The organism is Bacillus cereus group sp. BfR-BA-01356 (assembly GCF_022663635.1).
GTDB classification, from domain to species: Bacteria; Bacillota; Bacilli; order Bacillales; family Bacillaceae_G; genus Bacillus_A; species Bacillus_A cereus.
The window spans coordinates 45642-66939 of the sequence record NZ_JAKUFX010000015.1; the positions used below are offsets into that span (position 1 = coordinate 45642).

Below are 21298 nucleotides of genomic sequence, written 5' to 3' on the forward strand. Positions count from 1 at the left end.
AAACAGATCACCTATGATCTGCTTTCCTATTTTTTTATTTTTGGTAAGAAGATGAGAAACAAGATAGCAGTAATAAGTGGAATTAAGTTTAAAAATGGAATACGGAAGAGTGTAATAAGAATAATACCTGGAAGAAGAACACCGAGGACAGCGTAAAAAATGCTATGATTTTTCGTGTACCAATACAATGAAAGTCCAATAAGTGCAGGGATAATGAGGTGAATGAGAGCCATTAAAAAATAAATCATTAGACGCCCCCTTTATTTGTGTGCTTATTACATCATATCCGTATGTTCATAGATTGATATCATTTTTTTCATAAATGGACGAAAAAAGTTTGAAAAACCGTCACAAAATATGAGAATATGATGTTTGAAATCTTGTATAATATTATTTTCTAAAAACATTTAAACAACATAAACATACTGTTTATGTTGTTTTTAATTTGAATGAAATGAATGTAAGGAATATGAATTTGAAAGAAATTTTTTGTTGGATAGATAAGAACGAATGAAGAGAGGTACAGCATGATTAGTATGTCACTAAGATCATTTAAAATCCAATCGTATTATATACTAGGTATTTTGTTACTAGGTTGGATGTTAACACCGTTTTCAGCACACTTTTTAGGCGCTGGAATTGGGCTTATTGTAAGTATGTATTGCGTTTGGCTTTTAGGCAGAAGAATTGAGAAGCTTGGAGATAGTATTGTAAAGAAGACGAAAGCACCGACACTCGGTATGTTTAACCGTTTTGCAGCTGCCATTTTGGGTGCTATTATTATGTACGAAATTGAGCACCACATGGTTATGTGGGCATTTGCAGTAGGGATTATGGGTGGTTATTTCTTAATCGTTGTGAATTTAGGTTACTATAGCATGAAAGATGAGAAAGAACTAACAAAGAGCTAAAAAGATAAAAGACTTCTTTTTAGATGGAATAGATGATCCAGTCACGAATAGAAGCGGTCAGGGCCTTTTTTAGCCCCATACGATGTGAAACCCGAGAGATGTAGTGAGTAGGGATATAATGTATATATTCGAAGCTGTAATTTTATAATCTAGGTCACAGATGAAGAGATTAGCGTTTCACTTTATATAAGATATAGAAAGAAGCTTACGTTTTCACGTAAGCTTCTTTTTTATGTAAGTGTGTGTAACTGTTAAGCCGCATTGGGTTTTGTCGGTGAGTACGCGAAACTTTACGGTTACACGACACTTATTCATATGAGTAAAGGGTTATTCCAACAGAAAGTTTTAATTTAAGCGATTGGACCGCCTAAGTTAATAATGTCTTCAGATACGCTGTCGAACTTTTTGAAGTTAGCTTTGAATTCATTTGCAAGTTCGATTGCTTTTGCTTTGTAAGCAGCTTTATCAGCCCAAGTTTGTTCAGGCATTAACACTTCGTCAGGTACACCTGGTACGTGAAGTGGAACTTCAAGACCGAAGATGTCATGTTTAGCTGTTTCAGTTTTCGCAAGTTCACCGTTTAATGCTGCTTGAATCATTGCACGAGTGTAACCTAAGTTCATACGTTTACCAACGCCGTATTCGCCACCAGTCCAGCCAGTGTTTACTAAGAATACTTTTGCATCGTGTTTCTCGATTTTTTCACCAAGCATTTCAGCATAGCGAGATGCATCAAGTGGTAAGAATGGTGAACCGAAGCAAGTTGAGAATGTTGCTTGCGGAGATGTAACGCCGCGCTCTGTTCCTGCTAGTTTACTAGTGTAACCACTTAAGAAATGATACATAGCTTGCTCTTTTGATAACTTACTGATTGGAGGCAATACGCCAGATGCATCAGCAGTTAAGAAAATAATTGTATTTGGGTGTCCAGCAACACTTGGCAGTACGATATTGTCGATCGCATGCATAGGGTATGCAGCACGAGTATTTTCTGTTAAAGTAGTATCGTTGTAGTCCGCGATACGCGTTTGGTCATTAATGATAACGTTTTCTAAAACAGATCCAAATGTGATTGCATCGAAAATTTGTGGTTCTTTCTCGTGAGAAAGGTTTACACATTTCGCGTAGCAACCGCCTTCAATATTGAATACACCGTTATCAGACCAACCGTGCTCATCATCACCGATTAATTTACGGTTTGGATCAGCAGATAATGTTGTTTTACCTGTTCCAGATAAACCGAAGAATAGTGCTACGTCGCCTTCTTCACCTACGTTTGCAGAGCAATGCATAGAAAGAATATCTTGTTCAGGTAGTAAGAAGTTCATAATAGAGAAGATTGATTTTTTCATTTCTCCAGCGTATTCTGTACCACCAATTAGTACAATACGTTTTTCGAATGAAACCATAATGAATGCTTCAGAGTTTGTACCGTCAACAGCTGGATCAGCTTTGAAGTTCGGTGCAGAAACAATTGTGAACCCTGACTCATGAGTTGTTAATTCTTCTTCAGTTGGACGAATGAATAATTGATGTACAAATAAATTGTGCCATGCATATTCATTAATAACTTGAATTGGTAGGCGGTAATTGCGGTCAGCGCCTGCAAATCCTTTGAAGACGAATAACTCTTCTTTTTCTTTTAAGTATTCTAAAACTTTAGTATATAATTTATTAAAATGTTCTTCAGAAATCGGTTGGTTTACAGCTCCCCAAGCAATTTTGTCAGCAACCGATGCTTCTTTCACAATAAATTTATCTTTAGGAGAACGTCCTGTATATTTTCCTGTTGAAGCAGAAACGGCACCAGTAGAAGTTAATTTCCCTTCATTTCGCATTAATACTTTTTCCACTAATTGCGGAACACTTAGTTGAATCTGTGCATTGCTTCCGTTCAATAATTCGTGTAAACCAATTTGGACATTCACAGTACTCATATTTATATACCATCCTTTTCATTTAATGAAATATTTCTCGTAATCCCCAACAAGAGTATAACACAATTATATAAATAATGTATACTATTTATTTCTTTTTTGTTTGTGTGAATGCATTATTTCCCTATTAATATTTCATTTCAGGCGTATTGAGAAAAACTTTCAGGAAAATGTGAATATTAATTGACAAATGAATATCATTTCTTTAGTATAGGTTGGGACGGATACTCTCTTATCCCGAGCTGGCGGAGGGACAGGCCCGATGAAGCCCAGCAACCTCACTTGTATTGATAAATGCAGGTGAATAGGTGCTAAAACCTGTGCGAGGCTACAGGTCTCGAACGATAAGAGCGAAGGGCAAAAAGCAGTATGCAAGTAGCAAATTAAACCTTTCCTCTATGTAAAGTAGGAAAGGTTTTTCTGTATGCTTGTGTGGGAGAATAAATGTATGTCGCAGTTTGTGGCAAATTAAGGATGAGTTCCGTACAATATATACAATTACTGTAGGGAGGTTTACCACATGACAAAAAAACGTCATCTGTTCACATCTGAGTCTGTAACTGAAGGACATCCAGATAAAATTTGTGACCAAATTTCTGATTCAATTTTAGATGCGATCTTATCAAAAGACGCAAATGCACGTGTAGCTTGTGAAACAACTGTAACAACTGGTTTAGTATTGGTAGCGGGGGAAATTACGACTTCTACTTACGTAGATATTCCAAAAATCGTTCGTGAAACAATTCAAGGCATTGGTTACACACGCGCAAAATACGGATTCGATGCAGAAACTTGTGCAGTTTTAACATCTATCGATGAGCAATCTGCTGACATCGCTATGGGTGTTGACCAAGCGCTAGAAGCACGCGAAGGTCAAATGACTGACGCTGAGATTGAGGCAATTGGTGCAGGAGACCAAGGTTTAATGTTTGGTTTCGCATGTAATGAAACACAAGAGTTAATGCCACTTCCAATCTCGCTTGCTCACAAATTAGCTCGCCGTTTAACTGAAGTACGTAAAGATGATACATTATCATACCTACGTCCGGATGGAAAAACGCAAGTTACAGTTGAGTATGATGAAAATGGTAAACCAGTACGTGTTGATACTATCGTAATTTCTACACAACATCACCCAGATGTTACATGGGAAGAAATCGATCGCGACTTAAAAGAGCACGTAATTAAAGCTGTAGTACCAGCAGAATTAATGGATGGAGAAACGAAATTCTTCATTAACCCAACTGGCCGCTTCGTAATTGGTGGACCACAAGGTGATGCTGGTTTAACAGGACGTAAAATCATCGTTGATACTTACGGTGGATACGCTCGCCACGGTGGCGGTGCATTCTCTGGTAAAGATGCAACGAAAGTTGACCGTTCTGCAGCATATGCAGCTCGTTATGTTGCGAAAAACATCGTAGCAGCTGGTCTTGCTGAAAAAGCAGAAGTACAACTTGCATACGCAATCGGTGTAGCACAACCAGTATCAATTTCAGTTGATACATTCGGCACTGGTAAAGTATCTGAAGACGTATTAGTAGAACTAGTTCGTAACAACTTCGATCTTCGCCCAGCTGGTATTATTAAAATGCTAGATTTACGTCGCCCAATTTACAAACAAACAGCAGCTTACGGCCACTTCGGACGTACTGATGTAGATCTATCATGGGAACGTACAGACAAAGCAGCAGCTTTAAAAGAGCAAGCTGGTCTATAATATATGAAAAAAAGCTTTGCGCGGTGAGCGCAAAGCTTTTTTTATTTATAATTACGTTGGAATAAAGCGAAGAGTTCAATGTCATGCCAATTGCCATTGCGGAATATAGCTTCTTTACAAGTTCCTTCATGTTGAAAACCGAGTGATTTATATAATTTAATTGCTCTATCGTTAAAAGAAAATACTCGTAAAGAAAGGCGATGTAAATTTAATTCTAAAAATGCATAATCCAATAATAAGGTGAAAGCTTCCTTCCCATAACCTTGCCCCCAGTAATCCTTGTTACCAATATCAATAATACATTCAGCGTTTCGGTTATACGAATCAATATAAATTAAAGAAGTAATACCAATTGAAAGATGCGTAGATTTTTCTTCAATGATATAGCTCTTAGAGTCCGCAGAATGAATAAATTGCTGGCAAAGTTTTTCTGTGTCTTGAAGGGAATATTTATCAAGAGTGAGAGTAGTTGAACTCATAACGTCTATATCATTATGCCATTTATAATATGTTAGAATATCATCTTCGGAAAACTTTCGTAACTGGATACGGTTTGATTTAAACAATGTAAGTCCTCCTTTTGTATTTCCTTTTCACATGATTTACAAAGGATTGGTTTCTTCTGGAACATATGTAATCAACCTTTCATTTGACGTGCTTTACCTGCGCAAAATGCACTGCTTAGTAAAAATAGTGTCGCGAATATAATGCTTACTAATGTAGCGTATGGAATTGCGCCTTTTAAGGAAAAGCCGACAGTGATTGAAGCGATGAATAAGAGGATAAATGTTGTTGTTAATTTTTTATAAAGTTCCATACTATGTAGACCTCCAATTTATTTTTTAGTACAAGTTTTAAAATTGAATTCTATTATGTAGAAAATATAAAGAGTAGCTAAAGATGTGTAGTCTAGGAGTATAAGAAAGTGCACTTTCCTTTTTGTGGGTTAGTATACTTATATTGTATCATGGCGCATGATTGGCTTCATACATAATTGTGTAAAGGTATGTATGATAAAATGAAGAAAAGTCTTTAAGAAAGGAAAGATAAAAAATGAGTGTAACTGAACATAAAAAACAAGCTCCAAAAGAAGTGCGTTGCAAGATCGTGACGATTTCCGATACACGTACGGAAGAAACAGATAAGAGCGGCCAACTATTACATGAATTGTTAAAAGAAGCGGGACATAAAGTAACTTCTTATGAAATTGTAAAAGATGATAAAGAAAGTATCCAGCAAGCAGTGTTAGCTGGTTATCATAAGGAAGATGTAGATGTTATATTAACAAATGGCGGTACTGGTATTACGAAACGCGATGTCACAATTGAAGCAGTATCAGCGTTATTAGATAAAGAAATTGTTGGATTTGGTGAGCTGTTCCGTATGATTAGTTATTTAGAAGATATCGGAAGCAGCGCAATGTTAAGTAGAGCGATTGGTGGTACAATTGGGCGCAAAGTAGTCTTCTCGATGCCAGGGTCTAGCGGAGCGGTTCGCCTTGCGATGAATAAATTAATTTTACCGGAATTAGGTCATATTACATTTGAGCTGCATCGCCAATGAGTAAGTATGCTGGAATTGTATTAGCAGGTGGTATGTCGAGTAGATTCGGTGAGCCGAAAGCGTTAGCAATTTGGAAGGGAACTACTTTTGTTGAGCATATTGTGAAAGTGATGGGAAATACTTTGCAAGACATTGTAGTAATTAGCCATACTGATATAAAAGAGCGAGTAGAGCAATTCGTACAAGTACCTGTTATAGAAGACATTCCGCACTATAAAGGAAATGGACCGCTTGCCGGCATTGTATCAGGTATGGAATACATAGAAGCAGATTGGTATGCTATTATGCCTTGCGATGCGCCAAATGTTTCGCATGAATGGTTTACCATTTTACTGGAGCAAACGAACAATGAATATGATGCGGTTGTACCTATTATTAATGGAAGAAAACAACCGCTACTTGCGGCGTATCATAACCGCGTGAAAGAAAAGATTTATGCTTTACTTCAGGAAGAAAAAAGAAGTATGGGGCAGCTTTTATCACAATGTAATGTGAAGTATGTTTCTGGAGAAGATGTACAAGCGAATGCGGATTGGTTTATAAATGTAAATACGAAAGAAGAATATGGGCAGGCTCAAAAAGACCTTTCAAATGAATGAAAGGTTTTTTTGATATACAGAATTGGGGAACAATTGCTGTATAAAGGTATGTGAGTAAGTTGATTTTAAGGGGAATTCTTAAAATCATTATACAGTTAAAATACTGTATAACCATATATTAATTTTTATGGGTTTTTATTACAAGTCTGTTTAGTTATGTTTATTTTTGATATAATTAATATAGAAATAAAACAATGCTTAACCTTATGTATCATTTATTAAACTAAAATTTATGACCATGTAATAAACTCCCTTCGTTTTTTTGAAGGGAGTTTTTCTATTTAAGCAAGCAACTCTGATGCGTTATGCTGAAGGACTTCTTCATATTGGTTAAGCAAGCCACGAAAGATCTCATCCCAGCTCTTTGATTTCGCAAAAGATGAAGCTGCTATTCCTATCTGCTCAAGTTTTTCTTCATTTTGTAATAAAAAATAAATGGATGATAGAAATGCATCTTCATTTTTAGGCGGACAAAGAACTCCCGTTTTTCCATCTGTAATAATATTTTTAACCCCGCCACTATTTGCACCAATAACAGGTGTACCGCATGCGAGTGATTCAAGTACGACATTTCCGAATGTTTCAGTAGCTGATGGAAATACCATTATGTTAGAACAAGCATATGCTTCAGCTAAATCTGCACTTTGTAAATAGCCAGTAAAAGTGATATTTGTTTTCGGAACAGCTTCACGTAAACTTGTTGCTAGAGGACCGTCTCCTGCTATAAGCCAATGAATGTCGCTTCGAGTATGTGCTGATTTAACGATAAGATTTTGCAACGTATCAATATCTTTCTCAGGAGCAATCCGTCCAACATAGGAAAGGACGTACTTCGCTGTAATATTATATTTTTTTCGGAATAGGTCTGTATTGTAAGATGGATGAAAGAGATTGCAATCTACACCACGTCCCCAAATAGAGAGGGCCTGAAAGCCTTTATGTTTTAATTGATGTAATGTTTCAGGAGAGGGTACAAAATTTTTTTGCATATGACTATGAAACCATTTTAAATAGTTCCACAGCATATTGGAGAGGAATTCGATTTTGTAATAACGTAAATAGGCATCGAAATCAGTATGATAAGAACCGACAACTGGGATGTTTAACTTTTTTGCATAATACAATCCACAAAGTCCCATGTTGAAAGGTGTGGCAATGTGAATAATGTCAGGTTTAAAGGAAAGTAGTTCCCGTTTAATGCGCGGAGTAGGAAAAGAAAAACGACATTCTGGATATAATATTGTTAACGGGATACTTCTCATCTTATTCACATTCGCTACAAAATTATCTTCAGCTGTATGCTGAGGGGCGAAAACAGAATAGGCGATCTGTTCTTTCTGAAAATATCGTGTTAATCGCTCTAACGTTTTCGCAACCCCGTTAACTTGTGGCGTAAAAGTATCGGTAAAAATGGCGACTCTCATCATATCACTCCTTTATGTGAAAAGTGGGATGAATTGATAAAAAGAGATGATGCCAGAGCAAGTGCCAAGGCACATACCGACGAATACATCTGACGGATAGTGAAGTCCTAAATAAATACGTGAAATACCGACGCATAATGCTAACGGTAATAGGAAAGCAAGTAAGCTTGGATTATAGCAAATAAATGGAATGAAGACAGAGAAAACGGCTGTTGTATGACCAGACGGGAAAGAGTGGTCTTTTAATGGATGGACTGGATATTTTGCATCCTGAATTGTTAAATAAGGACGTTTTCGTGGATACCATCTTTTTAATATTTGTACAGGAATATGGCTAATTGCTAAAGAAATAGCAGTTGCAATTGCAGCTTGATGCAAAGTTCCCTTTGCGAAAATCAAAAAGAAAAGTGTGAGTGCGATGGAGAAAGTCGCGCCACCGATATGAGTAATATTGCTGAAAAAGATATTTAATGTTTTTTGATCAAAGTAGCGATTAATTCCTTTGAAAATGTAACATTCTATTTTATATAATCCACTGACCTTCATGAAAATTCTCCTCCCTCGTTTACATATATATGGAGATATTAGCTTTTATTTTAATAAGATTTTGTTGAGGGAGTAATAATGTTTTGTAAAGAAAAAGTTAGATTTTATATAAAAAAAGCTGCCAATCGTATGGCAGCGGAAATTTATTTCTGTAATGATTTATAATATTGACCTTTTTCAACGTATTGCGTGCGAATACGCTCCATATCTTTACGGTCTTCTGCTGTTAATTCACGAATGACTTTCGCGGGACGACCGAAAGCTAACGTGTTTGGTGGAATTTTCTTTCCTTGTGAAACGAGGCTTCCAGCGCCGATAAAAGCTCCTTCGCCAATTTCAGCACCATCTAATATAATGGATCCCATTCCAATTAAAGCATCTTTTTTAATATGACAACTATGTAAAATAACTTGATGCCCAACTGTAACATCATCTTCTAAGATAAGAGGATACTGAGGGCTTTGGTGGAGTGTACATTGGTCTTGTACATTTACTCGGTCTCCAATGATCGTTGGTGACACATCACCACGGATGACCGTATTAAACCAAATACTTGATTCCTCGCCAACGTAAACATCGCCTGTAATCGTAACATAGTCAGCGATAAAAGCACTACTCGCAATTTTCGGTTTTTTTTCTTTGTAAGGATATATCATGTAAAGTCTTCCTTTCCTAGAGACTAGTTTTAGTGTATCAAATTATGAGAAAGAGTGAAATGGAGGAGAGCCGTATGTGGAATTATGAAGCGGAGGAAGCAAAGGCTGTCATTGTTATTGTGCACGGCGCAATGGAATATCACGGACGTTACGAAGCCGTTGCGGAAATGTGGAATCATATCGGCTACCACGTCGTGATGGGGGATCTTCCGTCACATGGAACGACTTCAAGAAATAGAGGACATATTGATTCATTTGATGAATACATAGAGGAAGTTAAACTATGGGTGAAAGAAGCAAGAAAGTATAGGTTACCTATTTTTCTATTCGGTCATAGTATGGGTGGTCTTATTGTCATTCGTATGATGCAAGAAACGAAGAGAGAAGATGTAGAGGGTATTATTTTGAGTTCGCCTTGTTTAGGGGTAGTGACTGGACCCTCTGCTCCGCTTCAACTTGCTTCAAAAATATTAAATGTTGTGGCTCCAAAATTGCAATTTGCAACGAATCTTACGGTGGAAATGTCAACACGTAACCACGAAGTGAGAGATGCAATGGAGAATGATTCTTTGTTCTTGCGCAAAGTATCAGTACGTTGGTATAGTGAATTGATTAAGTCTATCGAAATTGCTCATAAAAAAATAGATGATTTTCCAGATGTTCCGCTCTTGCTAATGCAAGCTTGTGAGGATAAACTTGTAGATAAAACACGTGTCCGCACTTGGTTTGATAATGTTAAAATAAGTGATAAGGCTTTTAAAGAATGGCCGAATTGTTATCACGAGTTATTAAATGAGTATGAGCGAGATGAAATTTTGAGTTATATTCAGTCATTTACTGAAATGCATGTCAATAATATAGTAAAAACAAACAAATAAATCATTATTTGTACATTTAATAGAGGAGATGAAGGAAGAAGTGAACGTACCGAGTAATCCCATAACGCTCATGGCGAAAGTATACCGTGATGTGTTTCCGGTTGTACACCATGAGCTAGCGATGTGGAAAGAGCGTGCCTACCATATTCCGAATGATGAGCTTCATAGTCAGGCAATCGCAAGTATTGAGCATAAAACGTTTCATTGTGAGGGCGGTGGCATTTTAGCTCTGCTAGCAAATGAGCACCGAGAAGAATGTATTCGTTTTATCGTAGCGTATCAAACGATCAGCGACTATTTAGATAATTTATGTGATCGCAGTACATCACTTGATCCAAATGATTTTGCCGCACTGCATGAATCGATGTTAATGGCATTATCACCTGAAGTAGAAGGTGGCGGTAATTATTATCGTTATCGTGATGATCAAGATGATGGTGGTTATTTAGATGAACTTGTTGAAACATGCCAAGATGTTTTAAAGAAAACGAAGCACTATGACAAAATTGCTCCTGTTCTTCATGAACTTGCTTGTTATTATTGTGATTTGCAAATTCATAAACACGTGAAATTAGAAGAAAGAGAGCCGCGCCTGAAAAATTGGTTTGAAGCACATAAAGAAAACTTACCTGAGATGAGTTGGTTTGAATTTTCAGCATGTGCCGGTTCTACACTTGGAATTTTCTGTCTTGTCGCATATGCATTTCATGATGAGTTACATGATGAAGATATTGCGAAAATTAGACAAGGGTACTTCCCTTACGTACAAGGACTTCATATCTTACTTGATTATTTCATTGATCAAGAAGAAGACCGTATAGGCGGAGATTTGAATTTCTGTAGTTATTACGAAAACGAGCAAGCGATATTAGATCGGATGAAACACTTTGTAGAAGAAGCGGAGAAGAGCATTGGTGATTTGCCTCATGCGAAGTTTCATCGTCTCATAAGCCGAGGGTTACTTGGTATTTATTTATCAGATCAAAAAGTATCAGCACAAAAGAATATGCACAAAATGGCACGGCGCATTGTAAAGTACGGAGGCCTCACTTCACGCTTCTTCTATTGGAACGGGAAGATGTACCGAAAAAAAACAGCGCAGTGATGAAGAAAACCACTCATGTAGAGTGGTTTTCTTTTCATTATGATCGTATTTTTGAAAATACATATATAAGAAGTTCAATCGCAAAAATCACTAAAACAGATAGCCCGAATAAAGGCATGACAGCGCCTAGTATAACCATCATGATAAAGAAAACGATTATGCTTTTCTTATCTCTTTGCTTTGGTGGTGCTGCTAATTTTCCTTTCGGCTTCCTTGCTAACCACATTTTTATTCCGTAATAAATGAGAAGTAGTAGAGATAATGTCGTTAGTAAGCATAATATTTTATTTGGCCATCCGAATAAATGTCCTTCATGAAGTGGGATACCGTAAGTGAACCATTGTGCAAGTAATCCATAATCACGATAGTCCGTTTTGGAAATGAGTTCCCCGCTATATTGGTCAAAGTAAGCTGTTATCTCTTCATTTGGTGCAACATGCATACCTGTAATACCAGAACCGCTCGATTTCGAAACAGTGAATACACCTTTTGGATCAGCTGGTAGTGAAATAACATATGGCTTCTTTATTTCAATTCCTTTTTGTAATTCATGGACAGAAATTGCTTTCGGTTCATTTGAATTCGATTCAGGAGGAGCTTCTTTTCTTGTTGCCCACGGCAATTCTTTTACCTTTGATTCAGGCGGTGCCATGTACAATTTTGGATATCCGAGTGATTCATTTGACGATGCAATTTTATAAATTTGGTTCCCCATAAATCCTGACCATGGCAATCCAGATGCGACTAGCAGAAAGAGAGGAATTGTAAATATAATACCGATAATAGAATGACGTCTTTTTGCTTTTTCTCGCTTATTGGATGATGGTGTGTTTTTGAATTGGCGTATACTCATGTACAATCCGGTTATGATTAAAAAGATTGTCCAGCATGCCGCAAGCTCCACAGTATAGTTTACGATAGTGCCGCCAACTAAAAGAGAACTATGTAATTCCCTCATTATATTGGCAAACGTTTCACTTGCATTTTGATCCCCAACAATTTGATTATTGCTGTCTAAATACACATATTTTTGTTGCCCAGTATACTCATTTGCAATGGTAAGTCTCGTATTATAATCCCCATTAAACTCACTAATTTTCGCCACGCTATAATGTGGATATTTTTTCTCTGTTAAGGAAATAGAATCAGACATCGAAATAGATTCTGTTTGAGCACTCTTCCCAAAATATAAATCTTTATAGATGAAATCTTCAACTTCCTCCCGAAATAAATACCCAATTCCGCTCAGTGACAACGTAATAAGAAGTGGCGTAATAAAAAGCCCAGCATAAAAATGCCAACGCCAAAAAATGTAATGAAGCGAACGATTTACTTTCATACTTTCAGTTCCCCTAACCTTCCCTATATGAATAACTACTTATTTAATATAGCGAGATTAAGTGTGATTACTTTGAAAGAATTGTGAAGAAAGTTAAAAGTTTGTGGGATTTTTATTAAACATAAAACACATTTTAGAAGGAGTGTTTTCTATGTTTATGAAGATCTCTTTATATTTGATAAGTACATCCTAACAACCGCTTTCGCAAGACATTGAGAAGAATCAACAAAATTCTCACTAGCCACAACATTCAAATCAGTACATGCGATAATTGCGGTATCTACTTCATCCTTCAACTGCACAACGAGCGCGCTCCATAATTTGCGAGCTTTTTCAACTTCTCCGCTTTTAATATACGTAATAATTTGATTAATCATCGTTTGCCATTTTTCATAATGAATGTATTCTATATTCCGTTTTGCAATCCCGTCTTGATAAATACCAGCTTGAACTGTCGCTTCTGTTGCGAGAAGAGCGACTCTTTTTGTATTTTTAGGAATTGCTTGTAACGTCTCATTGACTATATTTAAAATCGGAATGGACAGAGAATGCTGTAATTCCTCGAAATAAAGATGCGCCGTATTGCACGGCATAGCGATAAAGCTTACGCCAGTACTTTCAAGTTTTTGTGCTCCTTCAATAATCGCTTTTTTCATCGCTTCGTGATCAATAGGCCGATCCATGTAAAACGGTGTTGGGCACGAATAAATCATCATATGAGGAAAGTCCATATCATGCTTTGCTCCGTATATTGTTTGGCACATTGCTACAACTGTATCGACAAATGGTCCAGTTGATTTTGGTCCCATTCCTGCTAGTATTCCAATCATTGTTTCGTCTCCTTTAAGAATGTTTACATCCATTATATAGGAGAATAACAAAAAGACGTGCAATGAGTGCACGTCTTTTTTGTTATGTTTTGTCGAACAATCGATATATCCGAGAAATCGTTGATATATTGTAAGTTATGATAGATATATCGAAAAAATCGTTGATATATCCCGAGTTACGATAGATATAATTGAAAAATCGTTGATATATTATCGTTTCTCAATCGCCACAATAAATGGCGGATTATTTTGCTGGTTAATGAAGCCGTATCGCAGTACGTGTGCTTGTTTTTGGTCTAGTTCTTCGGCAAATTTAAGTACAGCGTCGCGTTCTACTCGTCCTTCTGGATGTCCGTGGTAAATGACAAGGACGATGATACCTTCAGGCGCCATTACTTCTAATAATTGCTCGATCGCCGAGATTGTTGAGTTCGGTTTTGTGACGATATGTTTGTCTCCGCCAGGAAGGTAACCTAAGTTAAAAATTGCACCTGTTACTTTTCCTTTTGCATCTTCTGGTAATATGGATAGAAGTGTATCGTGACTATCGTGAACTAAAACAGTACGTTCGAAAAGTTTTTTTTCTTTTAGACGAGTTGTTGAGCTTTCAATCGCCTCTTTTTGAATATCAAATCCAAATACTTTTCCGTTATTTCCAACGATTTCAGCTAGGAAGCAAGTGTCATGCCCGTTTCCTAAAGTTGCATCTACAGCGTAATCGCCTTCTTTTACTGCCGTTTGCAGCAGCGTGCGAGCAAACGGTAATACCCGTTCTAATTTCATTTTTGTTTCTCCTCATTTGCATATTTTCCTTGCCAGCTTCCGCGGCGTACAAATTCTGCATCGATGGAATTTAAAACTTCCCATTTATTTAAGCTCCACATTGGGCCAATCATTAAATCAGGCGGACCGTCACCTGTGATGCGGTGCACAATTACGTCTTCTGGAATAATTTCAAGTTGGTCAACAACGAGGCTTACGTAATCCTCAAGAGAAAGGAATTCGAGTTGTCCTTTTTCATATTGCTTCACCATTGGCGTTCCTTTTAATAAATGAAGTAAGTGGATTTTAAGTCCTTGTACGTCAAGTTTCGCTACTTCACGAGCTGTTTCCATCATCATGTCGTAATCTTCAAGAGGAAGACCGTTAATAATATGAGAGCAAACTCGAATGCCATGCTTACGTAATTTATTTACACCTTCAACGTAAGAAGGATAATCATGAGCGCGATTAATAAGGTTTGCAGTACGTTCATGAACGGTCTGTAGTCCGAGTTCAACCCAAAGGTACGTGCGTTTATTTAAGTCCGCTAAATATTCAACAACATCGTCCGGTAAACAATCTGGACGAGTTGCGATAGAAAGACCGACAACGTCTTTTTCTGCTAGAAGCGGTTCGAATTTTTCTTTTAACACTTCAAGTGGTGCATGTGTATTTGTGTACGCTTGGAAATAAGCGATACATTTTCCGTCTTTCCACTTTGAGCGCATTTTTTCTTTCATTTCATGATATTGCGTTATAACATCATCGCGGCGATCGCCAGCGAAGTCACCAGATCCAGCAGCACTGCAAAATGTACAACCGCCATAAGCAACTGTACCGTCACGGTTCGGACAATCGAAGCCAGCATCTAATGAAACTTTAAAGATTTTTTCACCAAATTCATTTCGTAAATGGTAATTCCATGTATGATAACGTTTATTGTCGTTTGTATATGGAAAAGGGTTTTGAACCTTCATTACTTTCCCTCCTAAGCCGAGTCAAAATAACACAAAATCCATTATAACATACTCATAAGGTTCATAAGGAAGGGACAAACTAAAGGGGAATTGAAGCAAGGAGGGACAATTATGGCAGAGCGTCAATCACTTGAATCGTATATTACACAAGCGGAACAAGCGGTGGAATATGCGAAAGAACAATTAGAACAAGGCATGAGACAAGAGCATTATAATACGATGGAGTATTCGGATGCGCAGTTGCAATTAGAACAAGCATATAACGATTTACAAACGATGCAACAACATGCGAATGATGAGCAACGTGAGCAGTTAAATAGAGCGCGTATGGCAATTCGCCAATTGCAACATCAAATGATTATTACACCGCACTAATAAGGAGTGAATGTAATGGCGAAACGTTCAGATCAAAATAACCCAGAACAAAAAACACAAAATGGACATAACGCTGAATTTTCGAATGAACTTGATCCGATTGTTCAAGTGAAACAGCGTAACAGTAAAAAAGGACAACCTCAAAGATCAAAGCAATCAGAGTAAACCAGGTCGCAATATGACCTGGTTTTGTTTTGTTATATGACAATAATGTAAGATTGCTGTAAGGTTTGCCGATAGTTGTAAGCTTACTTTTCCAGTAGAGTAAGGGAGGATTAAATTTTGGACAAGGAGCTGCTTTATGGGGAACAATATTACAAACAAACGAATTGATGAGTTAGATTACATTCGTGGCTTCGCATTACTGGGGATTATTTTAGTAAATATTTTAGCACTACTTCATATTAAAACTCCAGATCCTAATACAGTAGATGCTAGCTATCAAAGGTTTCTATATTTATTTGTAGAAGGTCGTTTCTTCGCGATTTTCTCATTCTTATTTGGAGTGGGATTCTATATCTTCATTACAAGAGCGATTGCGAAAGGGAAAAATGGATATGTTCTATTTTTCCGCCGCGTAGTTGCATTATTTATTTTTGGTTTGATTCATTACATGTTTCAGCCTGGAGAAGCGTTAACGTTATATGCAATTTGCGGATTAATCGTTTTACCGTTTTATAAAGCGAAAAAACAAGTGAACTTAGTAATTGGTCTTATTTTGACAATAGCCTTTAGTGTAATGGGTGTTAAAGAACTATTACCACTTGGTTTAATTTTATTAGGTCTTGCTGCAGGACAATATCGTGTATTTGAAAATCTTTCAAAAAACATAAAGCAAGTCGCTATTTTTACAGGCATTATGTTTGTTTTAAGTGTGGCAGCTGTATGGTATCAATATGGACACGTGCCTGCTGACCCATTTGTAAATATGATATTGATGAATGAAGACGGAACAATGGATGCTGCAAGCCAGTTTCTAAAAATTGGTATTACTGTTGGACCAATTATTTCAGCTTTCTATGTAGGAGCATTAATTTTATTACTTCAGTTAAAACCAGTTCAAACATTATTAGCACCATTGAAATACTACGGTCGTATGGCTTTAACAAATTATATCGGACAAACGGCAATGATTTTAATTGCCGGTAGTGTATTTAACTTTGCAGGTAACTTAACATACATGCAGACGCTATATGTATGTATCGCAATTTATGCAATTCAAATTGTGTTTAGTGTAATTTGGATGAAAATCTTTAAAATGGGTCCATTAGAATGGATTTGGCGTGTTATTACGTACTGGACGGTAACACCTTTAAAGAAATAAAGAGAGAAGTGGGCTGTTCTTTTTTTGTGGAACAGCCTATTTTTATTGGCGTTTTTTGTCAATAAGTCGATATATTTTGAAAATCGCCGATATAATTTCATTTACCGATTTACTATGCCGAAATGTGAACTAGTATTAACAGCCAAGCTTACAAGTACACCTTTTTTATATTACAAAAGTGTAAGGTAAATGTAATGTTAACAAATAGCAGTTCACTTCCAAAAGGCGCAAAATAGGTAATGGAAAAACAAGCGTAGGAGGATATATATGACGAAACCAGTTGTAGACGTGAAAAACGTTCAAAAAGTGTACGGTAAAAAAGGTGAGAACCAATCACACGCGTTAAAAGGTGTGTCATTCTCAATTCAAGAGGGTGAGTTTGTTGGAATTATGGGACCATCTGGTTCTGGTAAAACGACATTATTAAATGTAATTTCAACGTTAGATAAAGCAACGGGCGGCGTTGTTGAAATTGCAGGAACGGATATTACAAAAATGAAACAAGGTGAGCTTTCTGATTTCCGTTCACAAAAGTTAGGATTCATCTTCCAAGACTTTAACTTATTAGAGAACTTATCTATTTATGAAAACATTGCACTTCCACTCTCTCTTCAAGGTGTTCCATCACGTAACATTGGACCAAAAGTCGAGAAAGTAGCGGATATGTTAGGAATTACAGAAATACTTCAAAAGTACCCATCTGAAGTATCTGGTGGGCAAAAGCAACGTTCGGCAGCAGCGCGTGCTTTAGTGCATGAGCCGGCAATTATTTTAGGGGACGAGCCAACAGGAGCGCTTGATTCTAAAAATGCAACGAGTTTACTTGATGCGATGACAAACTTAAATAAAGATCAAGGCGTATCTATTATGATGGTTACACATGATCCATACAGTGCAAGTTACTGTCAGCGTATTTTATTCATTCAAGATGGTGAGCTATATAAAGAAATTCACCGCGGCGGTACACGTGAAGAGTTTTATAAAGAAATTTTAGATGTGCTTGCGGACTTAGGCACACAAAAAGCGTAAGAAAGGAGGTTCTAGAGCATGTTATTCAAACTTTCCATGTCAGGACTAAAGAGTAAGCTAAAAGATTACATCGTCTTACTTGTTGGTCTTGTCATGTCGATTTCAATTTTTTATATGTTTCAAACGTTAGCACTAAATGAATCATTTCTTGAATCTAATTCAGTGATTAAATCAATCGGGTTTGTATTCCAAGCAGGTTCATTTTTACTAGCAATCATAACGTTCTTCTATATTTTGTATGCGAACTCTTTCTTACTATCTCTTCGTCAAAAAGAGTTTGGTATGTATATGATGTTAGGAGCAAAAAAGCATAAAGTTACATTACTTATGTTTATTGAGACAATTGTATTAGGCGCCGCGTCTCTTGCAATCGGTATTACAGTTGGTGTAGGACTTGCAGAAGGTATCGGTCAATTATTAATGAAACAATTAGAATTTGCTGGTGAAGGCTATAAAGCATTTTATCTGCCATCTATGACTGTTACTTGTATCTTCTTCTTTGCATTATTTGTACTATCAGCAATTATGAACAGTATTAAGTTATCACGTATTTCTGTATTGCAACTTGTACATGCAGATGCACAAACAGAACGTGTTGCGGTAAAAGGAAAAATGACAGGCTTAGTTGCATTCCTTGCGGTTATTTTATTAGGCATTGGCTATGCATCAATGATTTACATGGAAAAACTAAGAGAAATGGGAATCCTTATTGCATTAATTACAACGACAGCTGGTACTTACATGCTATTTGGCTCACTTCTCCCAGTCATTATTAAAAAGTTAAAAAGTAATAAAAAGCGTAGTGAAAAAGGACTTAACGCTTTTACATTTGCACAATTAAATTTCCGTATTAATAGCTTAACGAAAGTACTTGCGACAGTAGCGATGTTAGTTGCTCTTGGAGCTGGTGCAATTTCAGGTGGTATGGCATTTAAAAATAACGTTATAAAAATGGTAGATGGTTTAGTAATCTATGATTCAGTAGTTCATAATCCAACAGCTGAAGAAAAGAAAATTTTAGACGGTATTACATTTAAAGAGAAAAGCGAATATCGTTACAAAGTAGATGATAAATACGTTTACTATGTAAAAGAAGATTTAGAGAAAAATCGTCCTTTCGTAAAAGATATGACAAATATGAAGTCGATGAAGGATTTAGTAAATACGAAGAAGGCTTCACAGGAATTACCAGTAGGCGCAGTTTCTAGAGAAATGAATGAAAAAGATGCGAACGCTAAAGAACTTCCAGAAGAATGGGTCGATGCTTTTAGCACAATTCATCCATATTATATATACGAAGATCATGCAATTAAAATTGTAGATCAAAAAATGTATGATGGGATAAATGGTAAAGAAAGTATAGCATTTATCGGAAAAGCAGATGATTTCTTAGCATATACAAAAGAATGGAAAAAACTTGACGAGTTGCAGCTAGATAAATATAAAAATGTAAAAGCTGAAAGATTAAATAGTAAATATCAAACTTACGACATGTTATACGGCGTTGCGAGTGGAACAGTGTTTATGGGATTCTTCCTTGGAATTGCGTTCTTAGCAATGATGGCAAGCTGTCTTATGTTTAAAATTCTTTCTGGTGCATCAAAAGATATTACGCGTTATCAAATGCTCCGTAAAATTGGTGTGCGCCGTGAGTTATTAACAAAATCAATTTATAAAGAGTTATTCTTAGTATTCTTATTCCCAGCAATTGTGGGTATCGCTCACGTATTAGTTGGTATGAATATTTTCGGATTTATTTTAATCGATCCGTACTTCCGTATTTGGGTACCAATCGTAATTTTCGTAGTTATTTATGCGATTTATTACTTCATTACAGTTCAATTGTATAAAGGAATTGTTCTTCCGAAAGAAGATTAATAATAAAAACCGAGCAAAAACGCTCGGTTTTTATTATTTTCAGAAAAAACACTTTAATGTTACTGAAATATATAATATAATGCAAGTAAGTAACGTAATATAAAAGTAGAAGTAGCTGTATAAGGAAAGGAGGAATCCAATCTGTAGAAAGAAGCTGAACTTTTATCCCCACATTTTTTACCGCAACGTATTTATACAATCGTAAGTTTCCACATTGAAAGTTTTCAGAACCACCTGAGTATATTGTGAAAATAATGGATAACACATGGAAATCTCATAGCATGATAAGGTAAAATGGACAACATAATGAGAAAATTACCGTTCATAAGATGAGGAGAATACATGTATGGAAGTTGTAGAGGCATTAAAAGATATAAGCCAAATTGAGGCTATGAAAAAATATTTAAAAGAGCACTCCCAGCGAGATTATCTTTTATTTGTTATTGGAATTAACACAGGATTAAAAATTACAGAACTACTTAGCATGAAATTTGAAGATGTATTACATGAAGATGGGACTGTTAAAGAGTTTTATACTCTTCCTGTGAAAGATGAAAAATTTAAACAAGATATTTATTTAAATACAAAAGTAAAAGAAGCGCTTTTAGATTACGTACAATCTATTGGCGTTAAAAGAGAAAATTACGTATTTCAATCTAATAAAACGCCAAATTCAATTACGCGCCAACAAGCGTATCGTGTAATTCATAATGCTGCAGAAGCAGTTGGAGTTGTTGGTAAGATCGGAACGAATTCAATGCGGAAAACGTTTGGATTTCATGCGTACAAAAGAGGGATAGCGATTGCGTTATTGCAAAAACATTTCCATCACGCGACTCCATCAGAGACGCTAAAGTATTTAGGCATCTCAAAGGATGAGACCTTTAAAACGGAGATTGATGTCGATTTATAAAAGCCGTAACTAAAAAATTAGGAGGCGGAAAATATGAATATTAGAGAGAGCGAACTGCCGGGTATTGGATGTAAGTTTGAAGTGATTACAAAAGGTAATGAAAAGATGGTTATCGTTATTCATGATGATGGTCGAAGAGAAATGTACCATTTTGATGCTGATCATGAGGAGAGTATTTCAAGCGTCTCTCTTCGTGATTCCGAAGCGAGACAAATTGCAGCTATATTGGGCGGAATGGTATATAGACCACAAGCTTTAGATACGATTGAAATGGCCTTTGAAGGATTATCAATTGAGTGGTTTAAGGTGGAAAATAATGCACCAGTCGTACAAAAAACAATTGGTAGTTTACATGTCCGAAACACATATAACGTAACGATTATTGCCATTTTGAAAAAGAATATGAAGAAGTTCTTTAATCCAGGCCCAGATTCTATCATTGAAGCTGGCGATATGCTCGTACTATCAGGCGAAAGACATGAAGTAAAAAGAATTATTAATGAGTTGCTTTCAGTAGGAGGGGATTCATAAT

The 21298-nt window shown here is 36.4% G+C and carries 24 protein-coding genes and 1 riboswitch; of the genes, 13 read left to right on the forward strand and 11 right to left on the reverse strand.

Translation table 11 applies throughout. The annotated features are described in order from the left end of the window. Nucleotides 1-26: 26 nt before the first annotated feature. Entirely contained in the window at nucleotides 27-248 is a 222-nt protein-coding gene (locus tag MR168_RS08225) for a hypothetical protein (RefSeq protein ID WP_000639042.1), read from the reverse strand. A 279-nt stretch (nucleotides 249-527) separates the two neighbouring features. Between MR168_RS08225 and MR168_RS08230 the strand changes: the two genes are divergently transcribed. Then, nucleotides 528-911: an ATP synthase subunit I gene (locus MR168_RS08230; protein WP_000624926.1), complete on the forward strand. Its 384-nt coding sequence runs from the start codon at nucleotides 528-530 to the stop codon at nucleotides 909-911. A gap of 350 nt (nucleotides 912-1261) precedes the next feature. On the opposite strand, the gene pckA is transcribed toward MR168_RS08230, so the two are convergent. After that, the gene (gene pckA, locus MR168_RS08235) at nucleotides 1262-2848 is read right to left on the reverse strand and encodes a phosphoenolpyruvate carboxykinase (ATP) (RefSeq protein WP_000108815.1); all 1587 of its coding nucleotides are present in this window, start codon (nucleotides 2846-2848) and stop codon (nucleotides 1262-1264) included. Nucleotides 2849-3077: 229 nt separating this feature from the next. Continuing rightward, nucleotides 3078-3199: riboswitch (SAM riboswitch) on the forward strand. 169 nt (nucleotides 3200-3368) lie between these two features. Between pckA and metK the strand changes: the two genes are divergently transcribed. Further along, nucleotides 3369-4568, forward strand: coding sequence for a methionine adenosyltransferase (metK, locus tag MR168_RS08240; protein ID WP_000163123.1), 1200 nt, complete (start codon nucleotides 3369-3371; stop codon nucleotides 4566-4568). A 41-nt stretch (nucleotides 4569-4609) separates the two neighbouring features. On the opposite strand, the gene MR168_RS08245 is transcribed toward metK, so the two are convergent. Further along, on the reverse strand, nucleotides 4610-5134 hold the full coding sequence (locus MR168_RS08245) for a GNAT family N-acetyltransferase (RefSeq protein ID WP_242291229.1): 525 nt from the start codon (nucleotides 5132-5134) through the stop codon (nucleotides 4610-4612). Nucleotides 5135-5205: 71 nt separating this feature from the next. Beyond that, nucleotides 5206-5385: a hypothetical protein gene (locus MR168_RS08250; RefSeq protein ID WP_000424797.1), complete on the reverse strand. Its 180-nt coding sequence runs from the start codon at nucleotides 5383-5385 to the stop codon at nucleotides 5206-5208. Nucleotides 5386-5621: 236 nt separating this feature from the next. Between MR168_RS08250 and MR168_RS08255 the strand changes: the two genes are divergently transcribed. Beyond that, nucleotides 5622-6131, forward strand: coding sequence for a MogA/MoaB family molybdenum cofactor biosynthesis protein (locus tag MR168_RS08255; RefSeq protein WP_000117123.1), 510 nt, complete (start codon nucleotides 5622-5624; stop codon nucleotides 6129-6131). Continuing rightward, the gene (locus tag MR168_RS08260) at nucleotides 6128-6730 is read left to right on the forward strand and encodes a molybdenum cofactor guanylyltransferase (protein ID WP_000049595.1); all 603 of its coding nucleotides are present in this window, start codon (nucleotides 6128-6130) and stop codon (nucleotides 6728-6730) included. The genes MR168_RS08255 and MR168_RS08260 overlap by 4 nt, the downstream gene beginning before the upstream one ends. Nucleotides 6731-7011: 281 nt before the next feature. Here the strand turns inward: MR168_RS08260 and MR168_RS08265 are convergent, their stop codons facing one another. The 3 genes from MR168_RS08265 to MR168_RS08275 all read right to left on the reverse strand — a co-directional run bounded on the left by MR168_RS08265 (nucleotide 7012) and on the right by MR168_RS08275 (nucleotide 9356). After that, nucleotides 7012-8154: a glycosyltransferase family 4 protein gene (locus MR168_RS08265; RefSeq protein WP_086411297.1), complete on the reverse strand. Its 1143-nt coding sequence runs from the start codon at nucleotides 8152-8154 to the stop codon at nucleotides 7012-7014. Nucleotides 8155-8166: 12 nt separating this feature from the next. After that, on the reverse strand, nucleotides 8167-8700 hold the full coding sequence (locus MR168_RS08270) for a phosphatase PAP2 family protein (protein WP_000868582.1): 534 nt from the start codon (nucleotides 8698-8700) through the stop codon (nucleotides 8167-8169). Between the two features lie 143 nt (nucleotides 8701-8843). Continuing rightward, nucleotides 8844-9356: a gamma carbonic anhydrase gene (locus MR168_RS08275; RefSeq protein ID WP_000640188.1), complete on the reverse strand. Its 513-nt coding sequence runs from the start codon at nucleotides 9354-9356 to the stop codon at nucleotides 8844-8846. A 74-nt stretch (nucleotides 9357-9430) separates the two neighbouring features. On the opposite strand from MR168_RS08275, the gene MR168_RS08280 reads away from it, so the two are divergent. Then, nucleotides 9431-10234, forward strand: a complete 804-nt coding sequence (locus tag MR168_RS08280; protein ID WP_044307041.1) for an alpha/beta hydrolase — start codon at nucleotides 9431-9433, stop codon at nucleotides 10232-10234. Nucleotides 10235-10274: 40 nt separating this feature from the next. Beyond that, the gene (locus MR168_RS08285; RefSeq protein ID WP_001102461.1) at nucleotides 10275-11339 is read left to right on the forward strand and encodes a tetraprenyl-beta-curcumene synthase family protein; all 1065 of its coding nucleotides are present in this window, start codon (nucleotides 10275-10277) and stop codon (nucleotides 11337-11339) included. Nucleotides 11340-11376: 37 nt separating this feature from the next. On the opposite strand, the gene MR168_RS08290 is transcribed toward MR168_RS08285, so the two are convergent. The 4 genes from MR168_RS08290 to mnmL all read right to left on the reverse strand — a co-directional run bounded on the left by MR168_RS08290 (nucleotide 11377) and on the right by mnmL (nucleotide 15247). After that, nucleotides 11377-12678 carry a PepSY-associated TM helix domain-containing protein gene (locus MR168_RS08290; RefSeq protein WP_000867823.1) on the reverse strand — a complete coding sequence of 434 codons (1302 nt, stop codon included), beginning with the start codon at nucleotides 12676-12678 and terminating at the stop codon, nucleotides 11377-11379. Nucleotides 12679-12833: 155 nt separating this feature from the next. After that, nucleotides 12834-13508 carry an aspartate/glutamate racemase family protein gene (locus MR168_RS08295; protein ID WP_048534996.1) on the reverse strand — a complete coding sequence of 225 codons (675 nt, stop codon included), beginning with the start codon at nucleotides 13506-13508 and terminating at the stop codon, nucleotides 12834-12836. Between the two features lie 210 nt (nucleotides 13509-13718). Next, the gene (gene mnmM / locus MR168_RS08300) at nucleotides 13719-14291 is read right to left on the reverse strand and encodes a tRNA 5-(aminomethyl)-2-thiouridylate-methyltransferase MnmM (protein ID WP_086411296.1); all 573 of its coding nucleotides are present in this window, start codon (nucleotides 14289-14291) and stop codon (nucleotides 13719-13721) included. After that, complete coding sequence (mnmL, locus tag MR168_RS08305; RefSeq protein ID WP_086411295.1) at nucleotides 14288-15247, reverse strand: tRNA modification radical SAM protein MnmL/YtqA; 960 nt, start codon at nucleotides 15245-15247, stop codon at nucleotides 14288-14290. The genes mnmM and mnmL overlap by 4 nt, the downstream gene beginning before the upstream one ends. A gap of 111 nt (nucleotides 15248-15358) precedes the next feature. On the opposite strand from mnmL, the gene MR168_RS08310 reads away from it, so the two are divergent. The 7 genes from MR168_RS08310 to MR168_RS08340 all read left to right on the forward strand — a co-directional run bounded on the left by MR168_RS08310 (nucleotide 15359) and on the right by MR168_RS08340 (nucleotide 21297). Next, entirely contained in the window at nucleotides 15359-15622 is a 264-nt protein-coding gene (locus tag MR168_RS08310) for a YtzC family protein (RefSeq protein ID WP_000840871.1), read from the forward strand. 15 nt (nucleotides 15623-15637) lie between these two features. After that, entirely contained in the window at nucleotides 15638-15787 is a 150-nt protein-coding gene (locus MR168_RS08315; protein WP_001129341.1) for a hypothetical protein, read from the forward strand. A 136-nt stretch (nucleotides 15788-15923) separates the two neighbouring features. Continuing rightward, nucleotides 15924-16946: a DUF418 domain-containing protein gene (locus tag MR168_RS08320; RefSeq protein ID WP_242291230.1), complete on the forward strand. Its 1023-nt coding sequence runs from the start codon at nucleotides 15924-15926 to the stop codon at nucleotides 16944-16946. Nucleotides 16947-17213: 267 nt separating this feature from the next. Beyond that, on the forward strand, nucleotides 17214-17975 hold the full coding sequence (locus MR168_RS08325; protein WP_000165844.1) for an ABC transporter ATP-binding protein: 762 nt from the start codon (nucleotides 17214-17216) through the stop codon (nucleotides 17973-17975). An 18-nt stretch (nucleotides 17976-17993) separates the two neighbouring features. Continuing rightward, nucleotides 17994-19853, forward strand: a complete 1860-nt coding sequence (locus MR168_RS08330; protein ID WP_016123474.1) for an FtsX-like permease family protein — start codon at nucleotides 17994-17996, stop codon at nucleotides 19851-19853. 346 nt (nucleotides 19854-20199) lie between these two features. Beyond that, nucleotides 20200-20766, forward strand: coding sequence for a tyrosine-type recombinase/integrase (locus tag MR168_RS08335; RefSeq protein WP_242291231.1), 567 nt, complete (start codon nucleotides 20200-20202; stop codon nucleotides 20764-20766). A gap of 33 nt (nucleotides 20767-20799) precedes the next feature. After that, entirely contained in the window at nucleotides 20800-21297 is a 498-nt protein-coding gene (locus MR168_RS08340; protein WP_001026053.1) for a cation:proton antiporter regulatory subunit, read from the forward strand. The last annotated feature ends 1 nt before the right edge of the window (nucleotide 21298 follow it).

Bases quoted from the DNA above. Each gene is read 5' to 3' on its own strand.
- MR168_RS08225 (WP_000639042.1), bottom strand. From the start codon at position 248: ATGATTTATTTTTTAATGGCTCTCATTCACCTCATTATCCCTGCACTT.
- MR168_RS08230 (WP_000624926.1), top strand. From the start codon at position 528: ATGATTAGTATGTCACTAAGATCATTTAAAATCCAATCGTATTATATA.
- pckA (WP_000108815.1), bottom strand. From the start codon at position 2,848: ATGAGTACTGTGAATGTCCAAATTGGTTTACACGAATTATTGAACGGA.
- metK (WP_000163123.1), top strand. From the start codon at position 3,369: ATGACAAAAAAACGTCATCTGTTCACATCTGAGTCTGTAACTGAAGGA.
- MR168_RS08250 (WP_000424797.1), bottom strand. From the start codon at position 5,385: ATGGAACTTTATAAAAAATTAACAACAACATTTATCCTCTTATTCATC.
- MR168_RS08255 (WP_000117123.1), top strand. From the start codon at position 5,622: ATGAGTGTAACTGAACATAAAAAACAAGCTCCAAAAGAAGTGCGTTGC.
- MR168_RS08260 (WP_000049595.1), top strand. From the start codon at position 6,128: ATGAGTAAGTATGCTGGAATTGTATTAGCAGGTGGTATGTCGAGTAGA.
- MR168_RS08265 (WP_086411297.1), bottom strand. From the start codon at position 8,154: ATGAGAGTCGCCATTTTTACCGATACTTTTACGCCACAAGTTAACGGG.
- MR168_RS08270 (WP_000868582.1), bottom strand. From the start codon at position 8,700: ATGAAGGTCAGTGGATTATATAAAATAGAATGTTACATTTTCAAAGGA.
- MR168_RS08275 (WP_000640188.1), bottom strand. From the start codon at position 9,356: ATGATATATCCTTACAAAGAAAAAAAACCGAAAATTGCGAGTAGTGCT.
- MR168_RS08280 (WP_044307041.1), top strand. From the start codon at position 9,431: ATGTGGAATTATGAAGCGGAGGAAGCAAAGGCTGTCATTGTTATTGTG.
- MR168_RS08290 (WP_000867823.1), bottom strand. From the start codon at position 12,678: ATGAAAGTAAATCGTTCGCTTCATTACATTTTTTGGCGTTGGCATTTT.
- MR168_RS08295 (WP_048534996.1), bottom strand. From the start codon at position 13,508: ATGATTGGAATACTAGCAGGAATGGGACCAAAATCAACTGGACCATTT.
- mnmM (WP_086411296.1), bottom strand. From the start codon at position 14,291: ATGAAATTAGAACGGGTATTACCGTTTGCTCGCACGCTGCTGCAAACG.
- mnmL (WP_086411295.1), bottom strand. From the start codon at position 15,247: ATGAAGGTTCAAAACCCTTTTCCATATACAAACGACAATAAACGTTAT.
- MR168_RS08310 (WP_000840871.1), top strand. From the start codon at position 15,359: ATGGCAGAGCGTCAATCACTTGAATCGTATATTACACAAGCGGAACAA.
- MR168_RS08315 (WP_001129341.1), top strand. From the start codon at position 15,638: ATGGCGAAACGTTCAGATCAAAATAACCCAGAACAAAAAACACAAAAT.
- MR168_RS08320 (WP_242291230.1), top strand. From the start codon at position 15,924: ATGGGGAACAATATTACAAACAAACGAATTGATGAGTTAGATTACATT.
- MR168_RS08325 (WP_000165844.1), top strand. From the start codon at position 17,214: ATGACGAAACCAGTTGTAGACGTGAAAAACGTTCAAAAAGTGTACGGT.
- MR168_RS08330 (WP_016123474.1), top strand. From the start codon at position 17,994: ATGTTATTCAAACTTTCCATGTCAGGACTAAAGAGTAAGCTAAAAGAT.
- MR168_RS08335 (WP_242291231.1), top strand. From the start codon at position 20,200: ATGGAAGTTGTAGAGGCATTAAAAGATATAAGCCAAATTGAGGCTATG.
- MR168_RS08340 (WP_001026053.1), top strand. From the start codon at position 20,800: ATGAATATTAGAGAGAGCGAACTGCCGGGTATTGGATGTAAGTTTGAA.